Origin of the sequence: Anaerobutyricum soehngenii, assembly GCF_009697165.1 — a bacterium.
Taxonomy (GTDB): Bacteria; Bacillota; Clostridia; order Lachnospirales; family Lachnospiraceae; genus Anaerobutyricum; species Anaerobutyricum soehngenii.
Map to the genome: position 1 here is coordinate 1 of NZ_VULP01000044.1, position 15,037 is coordinate 15,037.

14 protein-coding genes and 2 pseudogenes are annotated in these 15,037 nt (G+C 36.8%); 4 read left to right on the forward strand and 12 right to left on the reverse strand.

From position 1 onward, the window contains the following. The 4 genes and pseudogenes from FYJ25_RS13800 to FYJ25_RS13815 all read right to left on the reverse strand — a co-directional run. Positions 1-280 (reverse strand): annotated as a pseudogene (locus FYJ25_RS13800) (anaerobic carbon-monoxide dehydrogenase catalytic subunit); the annotation flags it as partial. Between the two features lie 441 nt (positions 281-721). Continuing rightward, entirely contained in the window at positions 722-1,147 is a 426-nt protein-coding gene (locus FYJ25_RS13805; protein ID WP_117982468.1) for a hypothetical protein, read from the reverse strand. Next, positions 1,147-2,625, reverse strand: coding sequence for a Y-family DNA polymerase (locus FYJ25_RS13810; protein WP_334296215.1), 1,479 nt, complete (start codon positions 2,623-2,625; stop codon positions 1,147-1,149). The genes FYJ25_RS13805 and FYJ25_RS13810 overlap by 1 nt, the downstream gene beginning before the upstream one ends. Before the next feature lie 92 nt (positions 2,626-2,717). Further along, a complete protein-coding gene (locus FYJ25_RS13815; protein WP_154581547.1) occupies positions 2,718-2,984 on the reverse strand; it encodes a hypothetical protein in 267 nt (88 codons plus the stop codon). A 299-nt stretch (positions 2,985-3,283) separates the two neighbouring features. Here FYJ25_RS13815 and FYJ25_RS13820 point away from each other — a divergent pair, with 299 nt between their 5' ends. Beyond that, on the forward strand, positions 3,284-3,523 hold the full coding sequence (locus FYJ25_RS13820; protein WP_072522470.1) for a DUF6061 family protein: 240 nt from the start codon (positions 3,284-3,286) through the stop codon (positions 3,521-3,523). Positions 3,524-3,578: 55 nt separating this feature from the next. Here FYJ25_RS13820 and FYJ25_RS13825 read toward each other — a convergent pair. Next, positions 3,579-4,058: pseudogene (locus tag FYJ25_RS13825) on the reverse strand (relaxase/mobilization nuclease domain-containing protein); the annotation flags it as partial. Positions 4,059-4,114: 56 nt separating this feature from the next. On the opposite strand from FYJ25_RS13825, the gene FYJ25_RS13830 reads away from it, so the two are divergent. The 3 genes from FYJ25_RS13830 (at position 4,115) to rbr (ending at position 6,949) form a co-directional block, all read left to right on the forward strand. After that, positions 4,115-4,321 (forward strand): hypothetical protein, encoded by a 207-nt coding sequence (locus tag FYJ25_RS13830; RefSeq protein WP_154581548.1) that lies wholly within the window; start codon positions 4,115-4,117, stop codon positions 4,319-4,321. 133 nt (positions 4,322-4,454) lie between these two features. Continuing rightward, positions 4,455-4,787, forward strand: coding sequence for an HD-GYP domain-containing protein (locus tag FYJ25_RS13835; RefSeq protein ID WP_279206716.1), 333 nt, complete (start codon positions 4,455-4,457; stop codon positions 4,785-4,787). 122 nt (positions 4,788-4,909) lie between these two features. Beyond that, on the forward strand, positions 4,910-6,949 hold the full coding sequence (gene rbr / locus FYJ25_RS13840; protein ID WP_330578378.1) for a rubrerythrin: 2,040 nt from the start codon (positions 4,910-4,912) through the stop codon (positions 6,947-6,949). 197 nt (positions 6,950-7,146) lie between these two features. On the opposite strand, the gene FYJ25_RS13845 is transcribed toward rbr, so the two are convergent. From FYJ25_RS13845 to FYJ25_RS13875, 7 genes are all read right to left on the reverse strand, one after another. After that, positions 7,147-8,730, reverse strand: coding sequence for a leucine-rich repeat protein (locus FYJ25_RS13845; RefSeq protein WP_154581549.1), 1,584 nt, complete (start codon positions 8,728-8,730; stop codon positions 7,147-7,149). Between the two features lie 149 nt (positions 8,731-8,879). Beyond that, the gene (locus FYJ25_RS13850) at positions 8,880-9,536 is read right to left on the reverse strand and encodes a helix-turn-helix domain-containing protein (protein ID WP_154581550.1); all 657 of its coding nucleotides are present in this window, start codon (positions 9,534-9,536) and stop codon (positions 8,880-8,882) included. A gap of 90 nt (positions 9,537-9,626) precedes the next feature. Beyond that, positions 9,627-10,022, reverse strand: coding sequence for a BlaI/MecI/CopY family transcriptional regulator (locus tag FYJ25_RS13855; RefSeq protein WP_154581551.1), 396 nt, complete (start codon positions 10,020-10,022; stop codon positions 9,627-9,629). Between the two features lie 679 nt (positions 10,023-10,701). Continuing rightward, on the reverse strand, positions 10,702-11,436 hold the full coding sequence (srtB, locus tag FYJ25_RS13860) for a class B sortase (protein WP_154581552.1): 735 nt from the start codon (positions 11,434-11,436) through the stop codon (positions 10,702-10,704). Positions 11,437-11,821: 385 nt separating this feature from the next. Continuing rightward, positions 11,822-12,718, reverse strand: a complete 897-nt coding sequence (locus tag FYJ25_RS13865) for a replication initiator protein A (protein WP_154581553.1) — start codon at positions 12,716-12,718, stop codon at positions 11,822-11,824. 172 nt (positions 12,719-12,890) lie between these two features. Beyond that, positions 12,891-14,156: a ParB/RepB/Spo0J family partition protein gene (locus tag FYJ25_RS13870; RefSeq protein WP_154581554.1), complete on the reverse strand. Its 1,266-nt coding sequence runs from the start codon at positions 14,154-14,156 to the stop codon at positions 12,891-12,893. A gap of 12 nt (positions 14,157-14,168) precedes the next feature. Further along, positions 14,169-14,888 carry a ParA family protein gene (locus tag FYJ25_RS13875; protein ID WP_154581555.1) on the reverse strand — a complete coding sequence of 240 codons (720 nt, stop codon included), beginning with the start codon at positions 14,886-14,888 and terminating at the stop codon, positions 14,169-14,171. Positions 14,889-15,037 lie beyond the last annotated feature (149 nt).

Genomic DNA, 15,037 nt, shown 5'->3' on the forward strand with positions numbered 1-15,037 from the left:
TATTCTCTACAACATGCGTATAACATCCTGAACCAGCAGCCACCTGTCTTAAAAAATTCCTGCAGGCAATGGTATCTGCATCTGCTCCACATACACCTTTTGGTTTCGCCGGTGATAAACGACATGGGCCATTCGAACATAATCTACAACATACTCCCTGTAATCCATATCCACACTTATTCTGCTGCTTCACCATACGATGATGTGAAGTATCCATCGGTGCATTCTCTAAAAATACCTCCAGCACCTTATCCGCACTGCTGCAAATCTTATCTGACATTATATAACCTCCTCCTGATTTTCCTTTCATTCTTTCATGAAATTTTCCTAACAAGTTTTCCTATTCATCGCAATTATCCCAATTCGCAGTACTCCTGCTCCAGAGTATGTTAAAAAACATTCCAGCACAGTTTTCTACAATATCAATAATTATTCTCATTATAGCAAACCAACTCCATTCACTCTTGGATAATCCTTTCATAAAATAGGGAAATATAACACTAATTTTTGTCTTTTCATGATTCACAATAAAATCTGTAATATTTCTATAAGAAAAAGAAGCTCAGACAATCCTGATTTCTTTTCGTGCGGACAAACAGATTACTTATGATAAACAGGTATTTTATCGCGGAGACTATCTTTTTCTTCAATCTCTTTACTATCAGCTTCTGATGGATAAGATCTGCAGGAAATTGAAACGGAATGATAACAGCAAGTACCTCTAACCTACTATAACTTTGTTAAAAATCTCTCCTTGTAATTCCTTTATATAATGAAATCGAATTATTGTATCATCTTTCATAATAATATATTCTTTTACAGGATCTATTCGCTTCACATATTCCGTTTTCTTTTCATAATGTCCGCCTTGTTTTCGGGCATCTGGTGTAAAATAATATGTAGAAATCAGAGGATGTTTATATTGGGTTTGCAGTAATATCTGTAATTTCTGATCTAGCTCCTCTTTTTCTCGTCCTGATACCTGATGAAATTCTTCCGTAGTTCTAGCAGTTTCTTTAATCTGTTCTCCATATCCAGTTAAAGCTGCAAATGGAGCAAACTGAGCTGCCCTGTCTGCAATAGGCATCTGGGGGTGTTTTTTTGATACATGATGCGGAAGATTGATAATATCGTCATACTTTCCCATTATGCTTTATGCCCTCCTATCTGTCCATTTCTTGTTCTTGTTGTTGCACCTTCTTCGTAACTTAACCCTCGCAAAACTGCATTTTTTCCGTATTTTTTCTTAATATCAAGAATAGATTTTTGTAATCTACGTTCTTTTTCCTGTTCTTTCTTTAATGCTTCATAATCAGTAAACAGATCTAACTGCTGATATACCTGTCCTTCTTTTGGCATAACTTTAGTAGCAGTTAATGTGAGCCGCCGGATAAGGAGTTCCTTATCAATTATCCTGTCGTAAAGACTAGAAACAGCAGTTGTAATTTCTTTTAGTGAAGAAGTTGGTATATCCAGATTAATCGTACCATGTGCGTGTTTGGGGATTTTTCTTCCATAACGGTCTGTTGCAACCTCCCCACTGTATTTCTGTCCTTGTAGATTATCCCTATCATAACCTATTGTGAGGACAAATTGCTTTGAAACAAGCTTCTGTTCAAAAAGATCAAATGCAATCTGTTCCGCCATTTCTAAAACTACAACCTTTGCTTTTTCTGAGGAATAAGCAGAAGATAATACCTGTCCGGAACCGATACTTTTTGCTTCTGGTTTATATACTTTTATATCTGCAATCGTGCAAGGTTCATATCCCCAGGCATGGTCAATCAATAACTCAGCATTAATGCCAAATAGTTTATAAAGTAATTCCTCATTATGATATTCCTTTTCTTTTCCAACAGAGCATCTGGCAACGTCTCCCATCGTGTAAATCTGATATACAGCAAGCTTTTTGGCATAACCTTTCCCTACCCTCCAGAAATCTGTAATCGGCTGATGTTCCCATAATTTCTTTCGATATGTTAACTCATCCAGATAAGCAATCCTCACACCATACTCGTCTGCCGGCACATGCTTTGCCATAATATCCATTGCAATCTTTGCAAGATATAGATTCGTACCAATCCCTGCAGTAGCTGTGATTCCTGTTTCTTTTAATACATCCTGTATCACTTTGGAAATTAATTCTTTTGCTCCCATCTGATAATTTGTTAAGTATCCTGTCAAATCAATAAAAACCTCATCAATCGAATATACATGAATATCTTCTGGAGCAAAATACCGAAGGTAGATCTGATATATTTGTGTACTATATTTCATATACAATGACATTCTCGGAGGTGCTGTAATATATGCCAGTGCAACCGAAGGATCACTTAATTTATCTGAATGAAAAGATTGTCCTATGAATTTATGCCCCGGAGCAGTTTCCTGTCTTTCTTTATTAATCCTCTTCACTTTCTGTATTACTTCAAATAAACGAGGACGTCCTGGAATACCATATTTTTTTAAAGAAGGAGAAACGGCAAGACATATGGTCTTTTCAGTACGGCTCTTATCGGCAACAACAAGATTCGTTGTGAGAGGATCTAAGCCTCTTTCCACACATTCCACTGATGCATAAAATGATTTTAAGTCAATCGCAGCATATATCTTATCCAAATCTATCCCCCTCCTTAAAATAACAACATTATTGATTTAGTATACCATACATATGTTCTTTTATCCACAAATATCCCATACTTCTTAACATATTTTTCTCATAAAAGTGCTAAATTTTTTATGAAATAAAACGAATTACTATTTGTAATTAATATTTCCATTACATTCATATCATATCCTAAGTTACAAAACATTGATAACTTTATTGATAATAAATATAGGGCATGAAAAAAAGCCGGAAGCCACCTTTTATCTGTGACTTCCGGCAATAAATCTATTCTTTCTTCTTCCTGGCAATCAATACTCTCCGATACTGCCGCATTTTTTCTGCACCTACCAGTGTAAAGTATCGTTTTACCAATCATCTCTAGCTACTCCTTTCGCTTGAAAAAACTAGTATACTGATTAGCCCTCAATACATCAAGCAACGCAAATTAACATTCATGCAACGCCCAATATTACAAGGATTCATTAAGTCCTCTACAAACCGAAATTTGTAGAAATCCTGATCGGACATATTGTCGTTCTTGATCTTCCTAGCGGTTTCCATGACAGCTTCCGCCAGCGGGCGAATATCCATAACAGAGGTGTCCTCCTGGTGCTGGGTGCTGATAAGAAATGTTTGAAATGCTTTTTGAATTTTACAGAAAAGAGGATTGGTTTAATGAACATAATATATGCAGATTACAACATTTATCATAACAGCATTGATATATGCACTTATGCCGGATATATTCTTCGGATTGATTGTGCAAAGGCAGAGGAAGGATTAAAGACAACACCTAATTCAGAGTGTGCCTTGAATGCTTTGGCAATAGACAATCCTGTGAAGTATGCTCGACTTTATCTTGACGGTACTATGCAGATGTGGATAGATGCGGAAGATTCGTTGGAACTATGGTAAATAATTCTGATTTCAGGAAGTTATTTGATACTGTATTCAACAGTTAGAATATCGGCTATAAACTCTCTTTCTGTATCCTTTGCCTGATACACTCTTCACCATATTCTTCCCCTAAAGTTTTCAGTCTGATCATTCGTTTCATACCCGGAAGCTTTACAGCTAAATATTTGCCTTCTCCATGGGCATTCTTGATTTCATATCCCTTATTTTCCATCTGGGAAAGAAAACTATCAAAAGAGGCTGCCTGTAATATGCATGCATCCACATCTCTCTTTACCATATCAGACCATATAAATTTACCGTCACGGTATCTGTTCCATTCCCTGTCCGTCCTCTCCCTTTTTCCCGGCTCTTCCTCGAGTTCAATCGTTGAAAGTCCATATTCCTCACATAACCGGTTTGTTATCGGCTGTATATACCTCTCCCAGTCACCTTTCTTGTAATGATATTTTTTCCCGTCACGAAAAGAAACACTGTTAAACACAATGTGTGAGTGCGGATGACCTGTATTATCATGGACGGCATACACAGCCTCATAATCATTGCCAAGATAAGGTTGATAATTTGGCTAAGGATGTGGAGTTACAGAAGATGGAGAAGAAATGGGATGAACTGTATGAGCAGACACATCAGGAAAGCGAAACTGCGTCCATTCAGTCTCAGCCTGTAGCTTTGGTATCTGAAAAGGAATATGAGTATGGTGCAGATGCATTTGAGATTTATATGAAGGAAAACAAAGGAAAAATAAAGCTGGAGATGAAGGAAGTCGCTGTACAGAAGAATGAAAAGGCAAGATAGAAGATTAGCATGGCTATATAAGGGCGTATCATCGAGATTGGTGGTGCGCCTTTCTTGCTTTTTTGTTAGGATTTGAACTTCTTTATGAATGGTGAATTGGCGGTCAAATTGTTGATGTGGTGACATTATAACGATAAAAAAACATCCCATAATAGGAGCAGAGACACTTGGTAAATCCCACAAATTGAGAGAACTGTCAGACATTGTTTTGATGCACCATGAGCGTTTTGACGGGAAGGGTTATCCGATTAGTAAAGCAGGAGCAGATATACCGATAGGTGCAAGAATTATTGAAATATGCGATTCGATTGATGCTATTACATCTAACCGCTGTTATCGTAAAGCACATAATTTTGATTACTGTTATGAGGAAATAGAGAAGAATCTGGGGAAGATGTATGACCCGATTGTGGGTATAGATGTACTCGATAACTGGGATGAGATAACAAGTGTGGTCAATAGATAAGCTGTATTTATTAAAAAAAGCATTCTGAATTTCTCGTAGAATTTTTGTACTATATATGCTATAATGTTGAAATAAATCTAGGTTAAGGTTTATACATATATAAGCAAAAGGAGGAGCGTAGATTGAGTCATTTACCATTAAACATTCGTGTCCCAATCGAGGAAGATAATCCCAGCATTATTCGTATGGAAGAAAAGTGCATAAAATGTGGTATGTGTAAGGATGTATGTACCAACCAGATTGGTGTGCACGGAACATACACATTAGAGCAGACCTGTGGGGAGGCAGTATGCATCAATTGTGGGCAGTGTGCCAATGTGTGCCCGGTAGACAGTATAACGGAAAAATATGAATATAATTATGTAAAAGAGGCAATCAAAGACCCGGATAAGGTTGTAATAGTCAGCACATCCCCTTCAGTAAGAGCAGCACTTGGCGAAGAGTTCGGTATGCCAGATGGCAGCTTTGTACAGGGTAAGATGGTGGCTTTACTCAGAAAGCTTAGAGTTAATTTTGTTCTTGATACAAACTTTGCAGCCGATTTGACAATTATGGAGGAGGCAAGCGAGTTAATAGAGCGAGTTACTAAGAACACCGCACCTTTGCCACAGTTTACCAGCTGTTGTCCAGCTTGGATAAAGTATGTAGAGACATACTATCCTGAGATGATTCCTAATCTCTCAACAGCAAAAAGTCCAATTGGAATGCAGGGACCAACAATTAAGACATTTTTTGCTAAGAAGAAGGGAATTAATCCAGAGAATATTGTTAATGTGGCACTTACACCATGTACGGCAAAGAAGTTTGAAATTCGCAGAAATGAAATGAACGCTGCAGCGAAATATCTTGGAATTGATGACATGCGTGACATGGATTATGTTATCACTACAAGAGAACTGGCAAAATGGGCCAAGGAAGAAAATATTGATTTTGCCAGTCTTTTAGATAGTGATTATGATGATTTCATGGGCGAAGCTTCTGGAGCTGGTGTTATTTTCGGCAATACCGGTGGTGTTATGGAAGCGGCGCTGAGAACAGCATACGAATATATTACAAAAGAGAAATCTCCAGAACAGCTTTTGAATTTTACACCTGTAAGAGGTTATGATGGTGTTAAAGAGGCAACTGTAAAAATTGGAGAGCTGGATGTAAGTATAGCTGTCATTTATGGAACTGCTAATGCGGGAAAAGTAATTGAAGAAATAAAGAACGGAAATAAACAGTATCATTTTGTTGAAGTTATGACGTGTCCGGGAGGCTGTATCGGAGGCGGTGGACAGCCAAAGAATGTTATGAAGGACAAGGATGAAGTCAGAAAAGCAAGGATTCAAAGCCTGTACACGAAGGATGAGGCAATGATTATTAGAAAGAGTCATGAGAATCCTGATATTAAAAGAGTATATGAAGAATTCTATGGGGAGCCATTAAGTGAGCTGGCTGAAAAAATGTTACACACTTCATATGAAGACAAGAGCGAAATATTAAATAGAAAAGGAGATAATGAAATGGATAAATGGGTATGTAGTGTATGTGGATATGTACATGAAGGAGAGCAGCCACCGGAGCAGTGTCCAGTATGTAAGCAGCCGGCATCGGCATTTAAGAAAGAAGATGCAGTATCATCAAAGAGCAAATATGCAGGAACAAAGACAGAGAAGAATCTCTGGGAAGCATTTGCAGGAGAGTCACAGGCCAGAAATAAATATACATACTTTGCTTCTGTAGCAAAGAAGGCCGGATATGAGCAGATTGCAGCATTATTCTTACAGACAGCTGAGAATGAGAAAGAGCATGCCAAGCTTTGGTTTAAGGCGCTAGGAGAGCTGGGGGATACAGCAGAAAATCTTTTACATGCAGCTGAGGGTGAGAATGCTGAGTGGACAGACATGTACGAGAGAATGGCTAAGGATGCAGAGGAAGAAGGATTCGCTGAGTTAGCAGCACAGTTTAGAGGTGTTGGAGCAATTGAAAAACTTCATGAAGAGAGATACCGTGCATTGCTTAAGAATGTAGAAGCAATGGAGGTATTTAAAAAGAGTGGAGTAACTATGTGGGAATGCCGAAACTGTGGGCATGTAGTTGTAGGACTTGAGGCACCAGAGGTTTGTCCGGTATGTAATCATTCACAGGCTTATTTTGAAGTAAGAAAAGAGAATTATTAATTAGTCTGTGTCAGGTAAATAACCCGCGCTAACTAACAATGCCACCTGAAATCAGCTGTGGCAACGCTATGGAGCGTTTACCTTAAAGTACATGGTGGACCTCGTATCACAGAGATTTTCTCCTTTCTTCGTCTAAAAATGAGTACAAAAAAAGGACATTCTTCTGAATATCCTTTTTTTGTACTCATTTTTCTATTTTATTTTTTAATTTTTACTTTCTTTCCAACACCTCTGATTTTAAGTAACTTCTTATAAGCTTTTAGCTGCTTCTTTGGAACTTTAATTACTGCTTTTTTATAGATTCCCTTGAATGCCTGTTTTCCAACTTGGCTATTCACTAATTTTGAAGTTTTCATTTTAACCGTCTTTAGATTAGAGCATCTATAGAAAGCCCTTTTTCCAATATTCCTTATATTAGCACCTATTGTTACTTTCTTTAACTTTTTATAGTTCTTGAAGGCATTGGCTGCAATCCCTGTTACTTTATATCTTTTTCCACCAATCTTTACTGTCGATGGAATGTTTACAGATGTAATATTTTTACTAGCTGGTTTCACATATAAAACTGTCTTTTTCGATTTTGAAGTGATCTTGTAATAGTTTCCTTTTATCTTTTTTGTCTTTGCCGAACTTTTTTTATTTTTACTTCCTGGTCTTGTAATCTTATTTGTTTTCATGTTCTTCGACCATGTAATCCGACCGTTTTTTACTTCAAAGGCATAACCTTCTGCATAACAGTTACCTGTATAATCTGCCGGTATACTAGATTTTGATTTCCAGTTTGGAAGATATAAGAGTGTATCCGTATCCATCCCGATTATGTCCGAAACAACATATTTTTTAGTCGCCTGCAAATTTCCTACTTTAACTGTCACTGTAGCAATTCCATATTTCTTTGCCGTTATATTTCCATTGGAATCTACAGAAACTATAGATGGATCAGAACTGCTCCATGTAGCCCCAGTATTCGATAATTTACACTTAAAACGGCATAACTCGTTATGAACTTTACCAAATATTACTGGATGCTGCCATACAGCCGGATGTACTTTTCTTACCTCACTTTTTTTAATCACATCATAAGTATATTTTGGTGTTAAACAATTTTCATTAGCATTAATAATTAAATAAGTATCCTCTGGATTAATAAACAAATCCATTTGAGTACAAATGGTTTTTCCACTATTTACATAGACTTTATAATTTGTGTTATCATGTGCTGTTCTATTGCTCACAAAACAATAAGTCACATTACAAAAATATCCCCTATTTAATTCTCTTGGTACAATTTTAGGCATATCTGTTGCAACTATTCCTATTCCTACCCTTGAAGTTATGTCATCATCTTGATATGAATAACTTCCTATTTTTTTTATATGATTTAATACTTTTTGTGTTCCATTCCTATTCTCTTTCCATAAATTATCATCATACATATCATAGCCATCTATATTATCTATTTCCATAGCATCTTTACTTATGTATCTATTATTGTAAATATCAGGATTGCTTGCTGATGCATCTCCTCCCTGTGCCTGCAATGCTATGTCCATTGCTGCTTCTGTAAAATTTGCATCCATTTTTAAATCTGACAATCCATTACTTCTTCTCTGCTTATTAATCTCCTGAAGAACTTGCTCCGCCATCCCATAAAATTTTTTTACATCAACTTTTGCCTTTACCGTTGCGGCATTGGCATGTATTGTTCCCAGTCCCATTAAACATACAAAAACAAGTAATGTCAGTAACAAATGCCCTTTCTTCATTATTTTTTCTTTCATAACTTCCTCCTGTTCCGTACCGAATTTCAGCACATTTATAAGTAGATTTACCGGAGATTTTCGATATATATCAATCCCTCTCTAACTTTTATGTTTAGTTTTAATATATCATATTTTTTTCACTATTCCAGTATCCTAGCCAGCTTTTTTCATTTTTGTGCGTGCTGAATTTCGGCACGTTCTAAATTCTTGGGAAACTGTGCTTTCCATATATCATATTCATCCTGTACTTCAGATACCAGAGGTACATACTCCACTCTAAATTTACTCTCATTATATCCAGCAACTCTATTACAGCTTTCTAAAAAACTGGCATATTCCCTTGCCTCTATTTCTTTTACAAAACCAGCCTTTAGCTCTTTTTTTCCGTTACATTTCTCATAAACATTCCACTCAAATTCTCCTGTTGCATTTCCTTTATTCCTTGTATATTCTTCTTTTTTAGCCGCCCATAACTCAAGATATACCATCAGTTTCCTTATAGCTGTATTATTACTATCAAAAGTTAGAAGAATCTCATCTCTTGTCTTTGTTATTTCCAATCCATATTTTTCTTCAAGATAAAATAATATTCTAATAGCATCTTCTTCTGTCTGAATATCTATATCATTTAATGCTGACATATCTATACCCAAAGCTTCTGCAATTTTAATCCGTATATCTTCTTTAGGAGCCATCATGTCTTTTTCATATTTTCTTATACGGGAATCTTGTGTTCCAATAGAAAATCCTACTCTTTCCCCCAATGCTTTTTGAGTCAGCCCCCGCAATTCCCTGTACTTTTTTATTTTTTCTCCAAGTGTCATTCTCTTTCTCCTTCCATTCCAATCTGCACAAAAAAAGCAGGTAGATATTATTCTCCTGCTTTTTTTGTCATGTGCCGAAATTCGGTACGTTCATTTAGATTTAATTCTCAGTTCTTTCTTTCGTTCTTCAAGTAATTTTTCAATATAATTTATTAGTTCTGGATCACTTTCTTTTCCTATGATATACGAATATATTCCCTTTTTATCCTCAGTCGTTGTCTTATCATCTATAATCTGCCCTACCAAAAACTGTTCTCTGGTTTCTACGGGTACAAAAGTTCTGGCATAATTTTTTGTTGTTTTTTTAAAGCCTGCTACTGTTACAACTTTTTTTCTGAGCAGACTATTTATAATCAGATGTATAGAGCTGTCTTTCCATTCTCTCTCTTTCGACTTTTGAATGATCTCTGCTGAAGTCAACTCCTCCCCTTCATCCCATAAAACTTCCATCACAGCAAATTCACTTTTAGTTAATCTTGTTTTCATTATTTTTTCTTCTCCTATATTTTCATTTTTAATTATATATATTTGTATTAAAAAAGCAGAAAAACTTAGAAAGTTATGTTGCTTTAGGCTTCTTTATACAGTAGTTGACATTACATTATATAATTGCTATTATATTATTAACAAACAACCAGCAGGGTGCTTTTAAGCTTCCCATTCTGGGGGTCATATCAGTTAATAAATAAGCTGCCTATTCCGCCAAGAACAAAGGGCAGCTTATTTATTTTTCAAATTCAGAATCGCAACTATCAATAACGCAACCGTTAATATTATATTAAATTCCTCATATGTACTCATAAATATACGCCCCCTTTCTGGTATTCTCCAGAACAGGAGGCAGCTACCCTGCCGGTCATAAAGCAGGTCTACATTTTACAATGTTCCTCTGCCTGTCTACTATATCATGTATTTCTTTTTACTTCCACACTATTTTCAGATGATTTGATCCATTTATTTTGATAAAAAGGAGTATCTCTATTGTGGATCAAGATACTCCTTATGCACAACAATGATTGGGGATTTTTGCTGTGCAAATCCCACCTGTGCTTTTGAAGCAACGGACAATGATGCCGGGGAATACACCATCTCCGCAGGCGGGCATAAAAATAGGATACTTCTTCTTTATATTGAAGGTATCCCTCTTAATTTTTCTTATAAATGATCATTTTATAACAGCATTTACTACCAGTCGGTAATCATCCCCTTTTTTCTTTCCGGAACAAGTAGACAGTGTAAGGATCTGTCCTTCTTTTTCTGGTTTCTTTTTAATAGGATAGTAAGCGTTTTTTTCTATTGTCATGGATAACCAATCTATCCATCTTTCATCCTTCTTGTTCCCTGTGAAATCCGTTAGGTATGTTGTACTTTTATCCAGACAGTCATATACACTATATACTGTATATTTCATTACTTTTTCCGGCTGATACAGGTATATCTTGTTATATTTTTTATAAAAATCTTCTGATTCAAACTCATGAAGCGAACCAAACATAGATCTTGTACGCATATTATGACCATAAAGGATTAAATGCTTATCCTCAAACGATGCTCCAGGCTGAATGAAGATGGATCCGGCATAGCTGGATTCCCCTTTATAATCCTTATGGAGATATTCATTCCATCTGCTTCCCCGTAAAACAGGATAATCAATCCTGGTTCCCGGAACTTTTATCCATCCAACAATGTCTGGATTTATTTTTTTTAATTTTTCCCAGTCTATGCCGGGATCTTCATCACCTGTTTCCTCTGTTTTTACATCGGATTGCAGGTCTTCTAATATTTTTTGGTTTTTCCATAATGGATATTCTTCCCTGAATGCCGCCCCTATAAAGATCATTGACAGACTGATCAATACGGCAATGGCTAGTAAGTAAAAAAACTCCCTTATCTTTCCCATACTGTATTTTTCTCCTTATTATTTTTGTGCTGGATTTCAGTACATTTCACATATCATGAACATAACACCACATATTTATAAAATTCCCCCGTCAGAGCTATTGACATGATCCTTCTGTGTGGTCTATACTGGATTTGCTGAAAAGTTTTCAGCATGATCCAATCTCGCAGACCGTTTCAAAGACGGTCTGTTTTTTTATCCCATCTTATCCATATCAAACCAGATAGATGGATAGATTATTATATATATTATTTTATATATCTGTCTCTATATATTTTGCAGGTAACTCTTTCGTTTCTGGAACCGTAATCTCTTCGCCTTTAGAATCGTAATTTCTTCGCTTCTGGAACCGTAATTTTTTCGCTCCTGAAAAAATACAGGAACGCTAAACTACAGTATTCTCCATTTTAAAATCATGCTGTACCTGTGCTTTATAATAAAGCCCTATTGTCAGCGGAGCATTATACAGCGATGCTAACAGGTAATTATCCGGCTTTCGGATCTCTCTTGTATTCCGGTTAAGGCATTCTATGATATACTCTATATGTTGTACATTTAATGTCTTTATCCGGTTCTGCACCTCATTTACTGGGATTTCTTCCCCTGATATTTTATATGTATCCCTGTCTGAGATATAAACATTTGCCATTATCTCTATCATAGCATCTATTATATTTTTATCCGTTTTGTGCCGTTGCATCAATATTTCATATTCTAACTGATGCCGTATCTTTTTTCTGTAAAACTCTCTCGCATGTCTTTTTTCCAGAATCGTAATTTCTTCGCTTCTAGAATCTCCCCTTTGGTCTTCCTTTCCCGTAATACTTGTCTCTGCTATAGTTTCTTCTCTTTTATTTTCTTGCATCTTATCTTCAGGTAGGTTCTGCTCCATCTGTTCTTCAGGGACAGTCTCTTTTGCACCTTCTTTATGGACAGCCGTAAAGTTCATCACATAAATAATGTCCGGCTTACCCTGTCCTCTTTTTTTCTTCTCGATCAGTCCAACTTCGGAAAGCTGTTTCATTGCTTTGCTGATTGTACGATCACTGCGTCCCAGTTTTTCTACCAGTTGTTTCAGATTGTATGTGATATATAAACGACCAGTATCTTTTTCAATCCAGCTATTTTTTCTGGATAATGCCAGCCTGGATAATAATACTCCATATAATATTTTCGCAGTATCACTGATCCCCCTGTACTCCTCTTCCTCCAAAAGCAATGCCGGAATCTGGTAAAAGCGGAAGTTTTCTCCCTCTGTATTGTAAAAATAGTCCAATCTCATCTTTTTTCTCCTCTCTTCTCTTTTACAATGTAAAGGGGAATATCCTGGAAAGGGATCCCCCTTACATGAAAGTATATGCTGCACACAAATAGTGTGCGAATTCTGCCTGTGCTTTTGCAGCTACGGCATGGTCTTCTCCATCCGGCAGGCAGAATGTATGTAACACTGATTTTTATACGGACTGTCCTTCTTCGTTTACGCAGTCCTTTAGCCATTTTTCAATCAATGCCGGACACCGCAGGATCTCTTCGGAAAGGAAGTGGCTGATATAACTGGAAACCTCTTTTATATCTAAAGAATTCATATATTCCTGACGGGTTAATCCTGCTGTTTCTTCCCTTCCTTCTTCCACTAATTCATCCATCGGGACGGAAATTTCCCTGTCCGACTTTCCGGCAGGCTCTTTGCAGTCTGTTTCTTCTGTTTCTATTTCTGGCACCATATCTCTTTGTTCTTCCCTCCTTTCTACAAGCTCTGGCTCTTCTTTTTCTTCTTTTGGGCAGTACTGGTCAAGCAGGGCCACATACCGTTCCCATGTAATGGATTTCTCTGAGATAATGATGTTTTTATCCGAGCAGGAGATTCTGATCTCCCCTTGTGATATTTCATAGGAAGTACTCCCATATCTCCCTTTTAAGAACTTTACAAGTGCTTTTCTGGAGACAGTAGACCTGTCATATTCATCTATACCCAACAGCCGGTACGATACCCGTATCTCTACTGCACCCGGTTCTAAATTCTTCTGTTTATATTCTTCTATATCCACATTTTTTGTGATCCCCTGTTCAATCACTTTCTTCTGCATCTTTTCCGGCAGCCTCGCCAGAGTGAGTGCGGCAGATTTTTCTATCTCCCCTTCCTTAAATTTTTCCATTGCCTCTGGAAGTAAATTTCTGGAGATCTGCTGATATTCTTGTACTGTAGCCCTTGCGATTCCCATTTTTTTTGATAAGCGTTCTACCATCCTTCCTTTCTGTAAAGATGGAGGGAATTCTTCTGGATGCTCTCTTAAAAGTTTTTCCATCTCTGTGATCTCATGCATCAACTCATACGGTTTTTTCGTGTGGTATCCATTTGAAGCCATTACACGAAAACTTTCCTGCACCGCACTGACATTATTAACAATGCATGGAAGAAAAGCAAATTCTTTTAATCCCCTTTCCTCAACAAGCAATTTACAAGCCTGACAGCGCTTATGTCCTGCAATAATCTTATACTCATCTGTATCTAGCTTGCTTACTGATAAATTCTCAATCACTTCTCCTGTAGCCTGAATTAAATCTGCAAGTGATTCTATCTCTTCCTTATCACGTGCCGGACAATACTGTTCTACATTTTCTTTTAATTTTGAGTAATGTATCCATTTGATTATTCTGCGTGGATGCTGCTCTTCTTTTTTTATCTCTTCCTTGTTAAATATATTCCCAAGCTTTGCCATAACCGATACCCCCTAATCCTCAAGAAGTTCTTCCACCAGATCTACAAAATCCTGTGCTACATTACTCATAACACGATGCTTTGCCACCGGCTTATAAAGGGATAACGCATTATCAACAATCGCTGTACGGCTGATACATGACTGCATAAACGGATAATCATGCTTAGCGATCAGATCCTCTGAAGATAATTTCTGTGCTTTGGTGTTCGACACCATGTTTGCGAATATCTTCCATTCCAAATCTGGATTGTTTTCCAAGATCTCATGGTAAGCATCTTCCACCATTGTAAGATTATCCCGGCAGAAGTTATCAAATTTCACTGGGGTAAGGAACACATCCGCAGCATACAATGCATTCATTGTCAGCATATCAAATACAGGGCGGGTATCAATCAGGCAGACATCATAGTCTTTCTTTAAATATCCTAACGCTTCTTTCAGTCTCCACGGAGTTTTTTGCTCTGTGATCTTAACAGAGCCTTTCACAATATCTATATCCTGGTATTTTGTGCGATAGACTGCACTATTTATCCCTTTAGGATTCTCAAGAACATCTCTTATCGTTTTACTGTATCCGTTTACCTTTGCAAAAAATCTTGTACAGTTACATTGTGGATCCAGGTCAATAACTAATACTCTTCCACCCATTTCCGAAAATGTATAAGCTACGTTTACTGTTGTGGTGGTTTTTCCAACGCCACCTTTTAAATTTGCTACTACATATACTTTCATTTTGTCTCCTCCTATAATTTAATGGTACTGTAAAGTTTTACAGTCCTATTTTTGTTTAAAACCTTATATTTTCAAGGATTTCATCACTTTTTACGAATAAAAAAGCAATGACCCCCTTTTTCATGTATAATGTAAGTGACCAAACTCAA

What these genes read in the sequence shown, in the direction of transcription:
- FYJ25_RS13805 (WP_117982468.1), bottom strand. Translation starts at nt 1,147, where the DNA reads ATGGGAAAGTATGACGATATTATCAATCTTCCGCATCATGTATCAAAA.
- FYJ25_RS13815 (WP_154581547.1), bottom strand. Translation starts at nt 2,984, where the DNA reads ATGATTGGTAAAACGATACTTTACACTGGTAGGTGCAGAAAAAATGCG.
- FYJ25_RS13820 (WP_072522470.1), top strand. Translation starts at nt 3,284, where the DNA reads ATGAACATAATATATGCAGATTACAACATTTATCATAACAGCATTGAT.
- FYJ25_RS13830 (WP_154581548.1), top strand. Translation starts at nt 4,115, where the DNA reads ATGGAGAAGAAATGGGATGAACTGTATGAGCAGACACATCAGGAAAGC.
- FYJ25_RS13845 (WP_154581549.1), bottom strand. Translation starts at nt 8,730, where the DNA reads ATGAAAGAAAAAATAATGAAGAAAGGGCATTTGTTACTGACATTACTT.
- FYJ25_RS13850 (WP_154581550.1), bottom strand. Translation starts at nt 9,536, where the DNA reads ATGACACTTGGAGAAAAAATAAAAAAGTACAGGGAATTGCGGGGGCTG.
- FYJ25_RS13855 (WP_154581551.1), bottom strand. Translation starts at nt 10,022, where the DNA reads ATGAAAACAAGATTAACTAAAAGTGAATTTGCTGTGATGGAAGTTTTA.
- srtB (WP_154581552.1), bottom strand. Translation starts at nt 11,436, where the DNA reads ATGGGAAAGATAAGGGAGTTTTTTTACTTACTAGCCATTGCCGTATTG.
- FYJ25_RS13865 (WP_154581553.1), bottom strand. Translation starts at nt 12,718, where the DNA reads ATGAGATTGGACTATTTTTACAATACAGAGGGAGAAAACTTCCGCTTT.
- FYJ25_RS13870 (WP_154581554.1), bottom strand. Translation starts at nt 14,156, where the DNA reads ATGGCAAAGCTTGGGAATATATTTAACAAGGAAGAGATAAAAAAAGAA.
- FYJ25_RS13875 (WP_154581555.1), bottom strand. Translation starts at nt 14,888, where the DNA reads ATGAAAGTATATGTAGTAGCAAATTTAAAAGGTGGCGTTGGAAAAACC.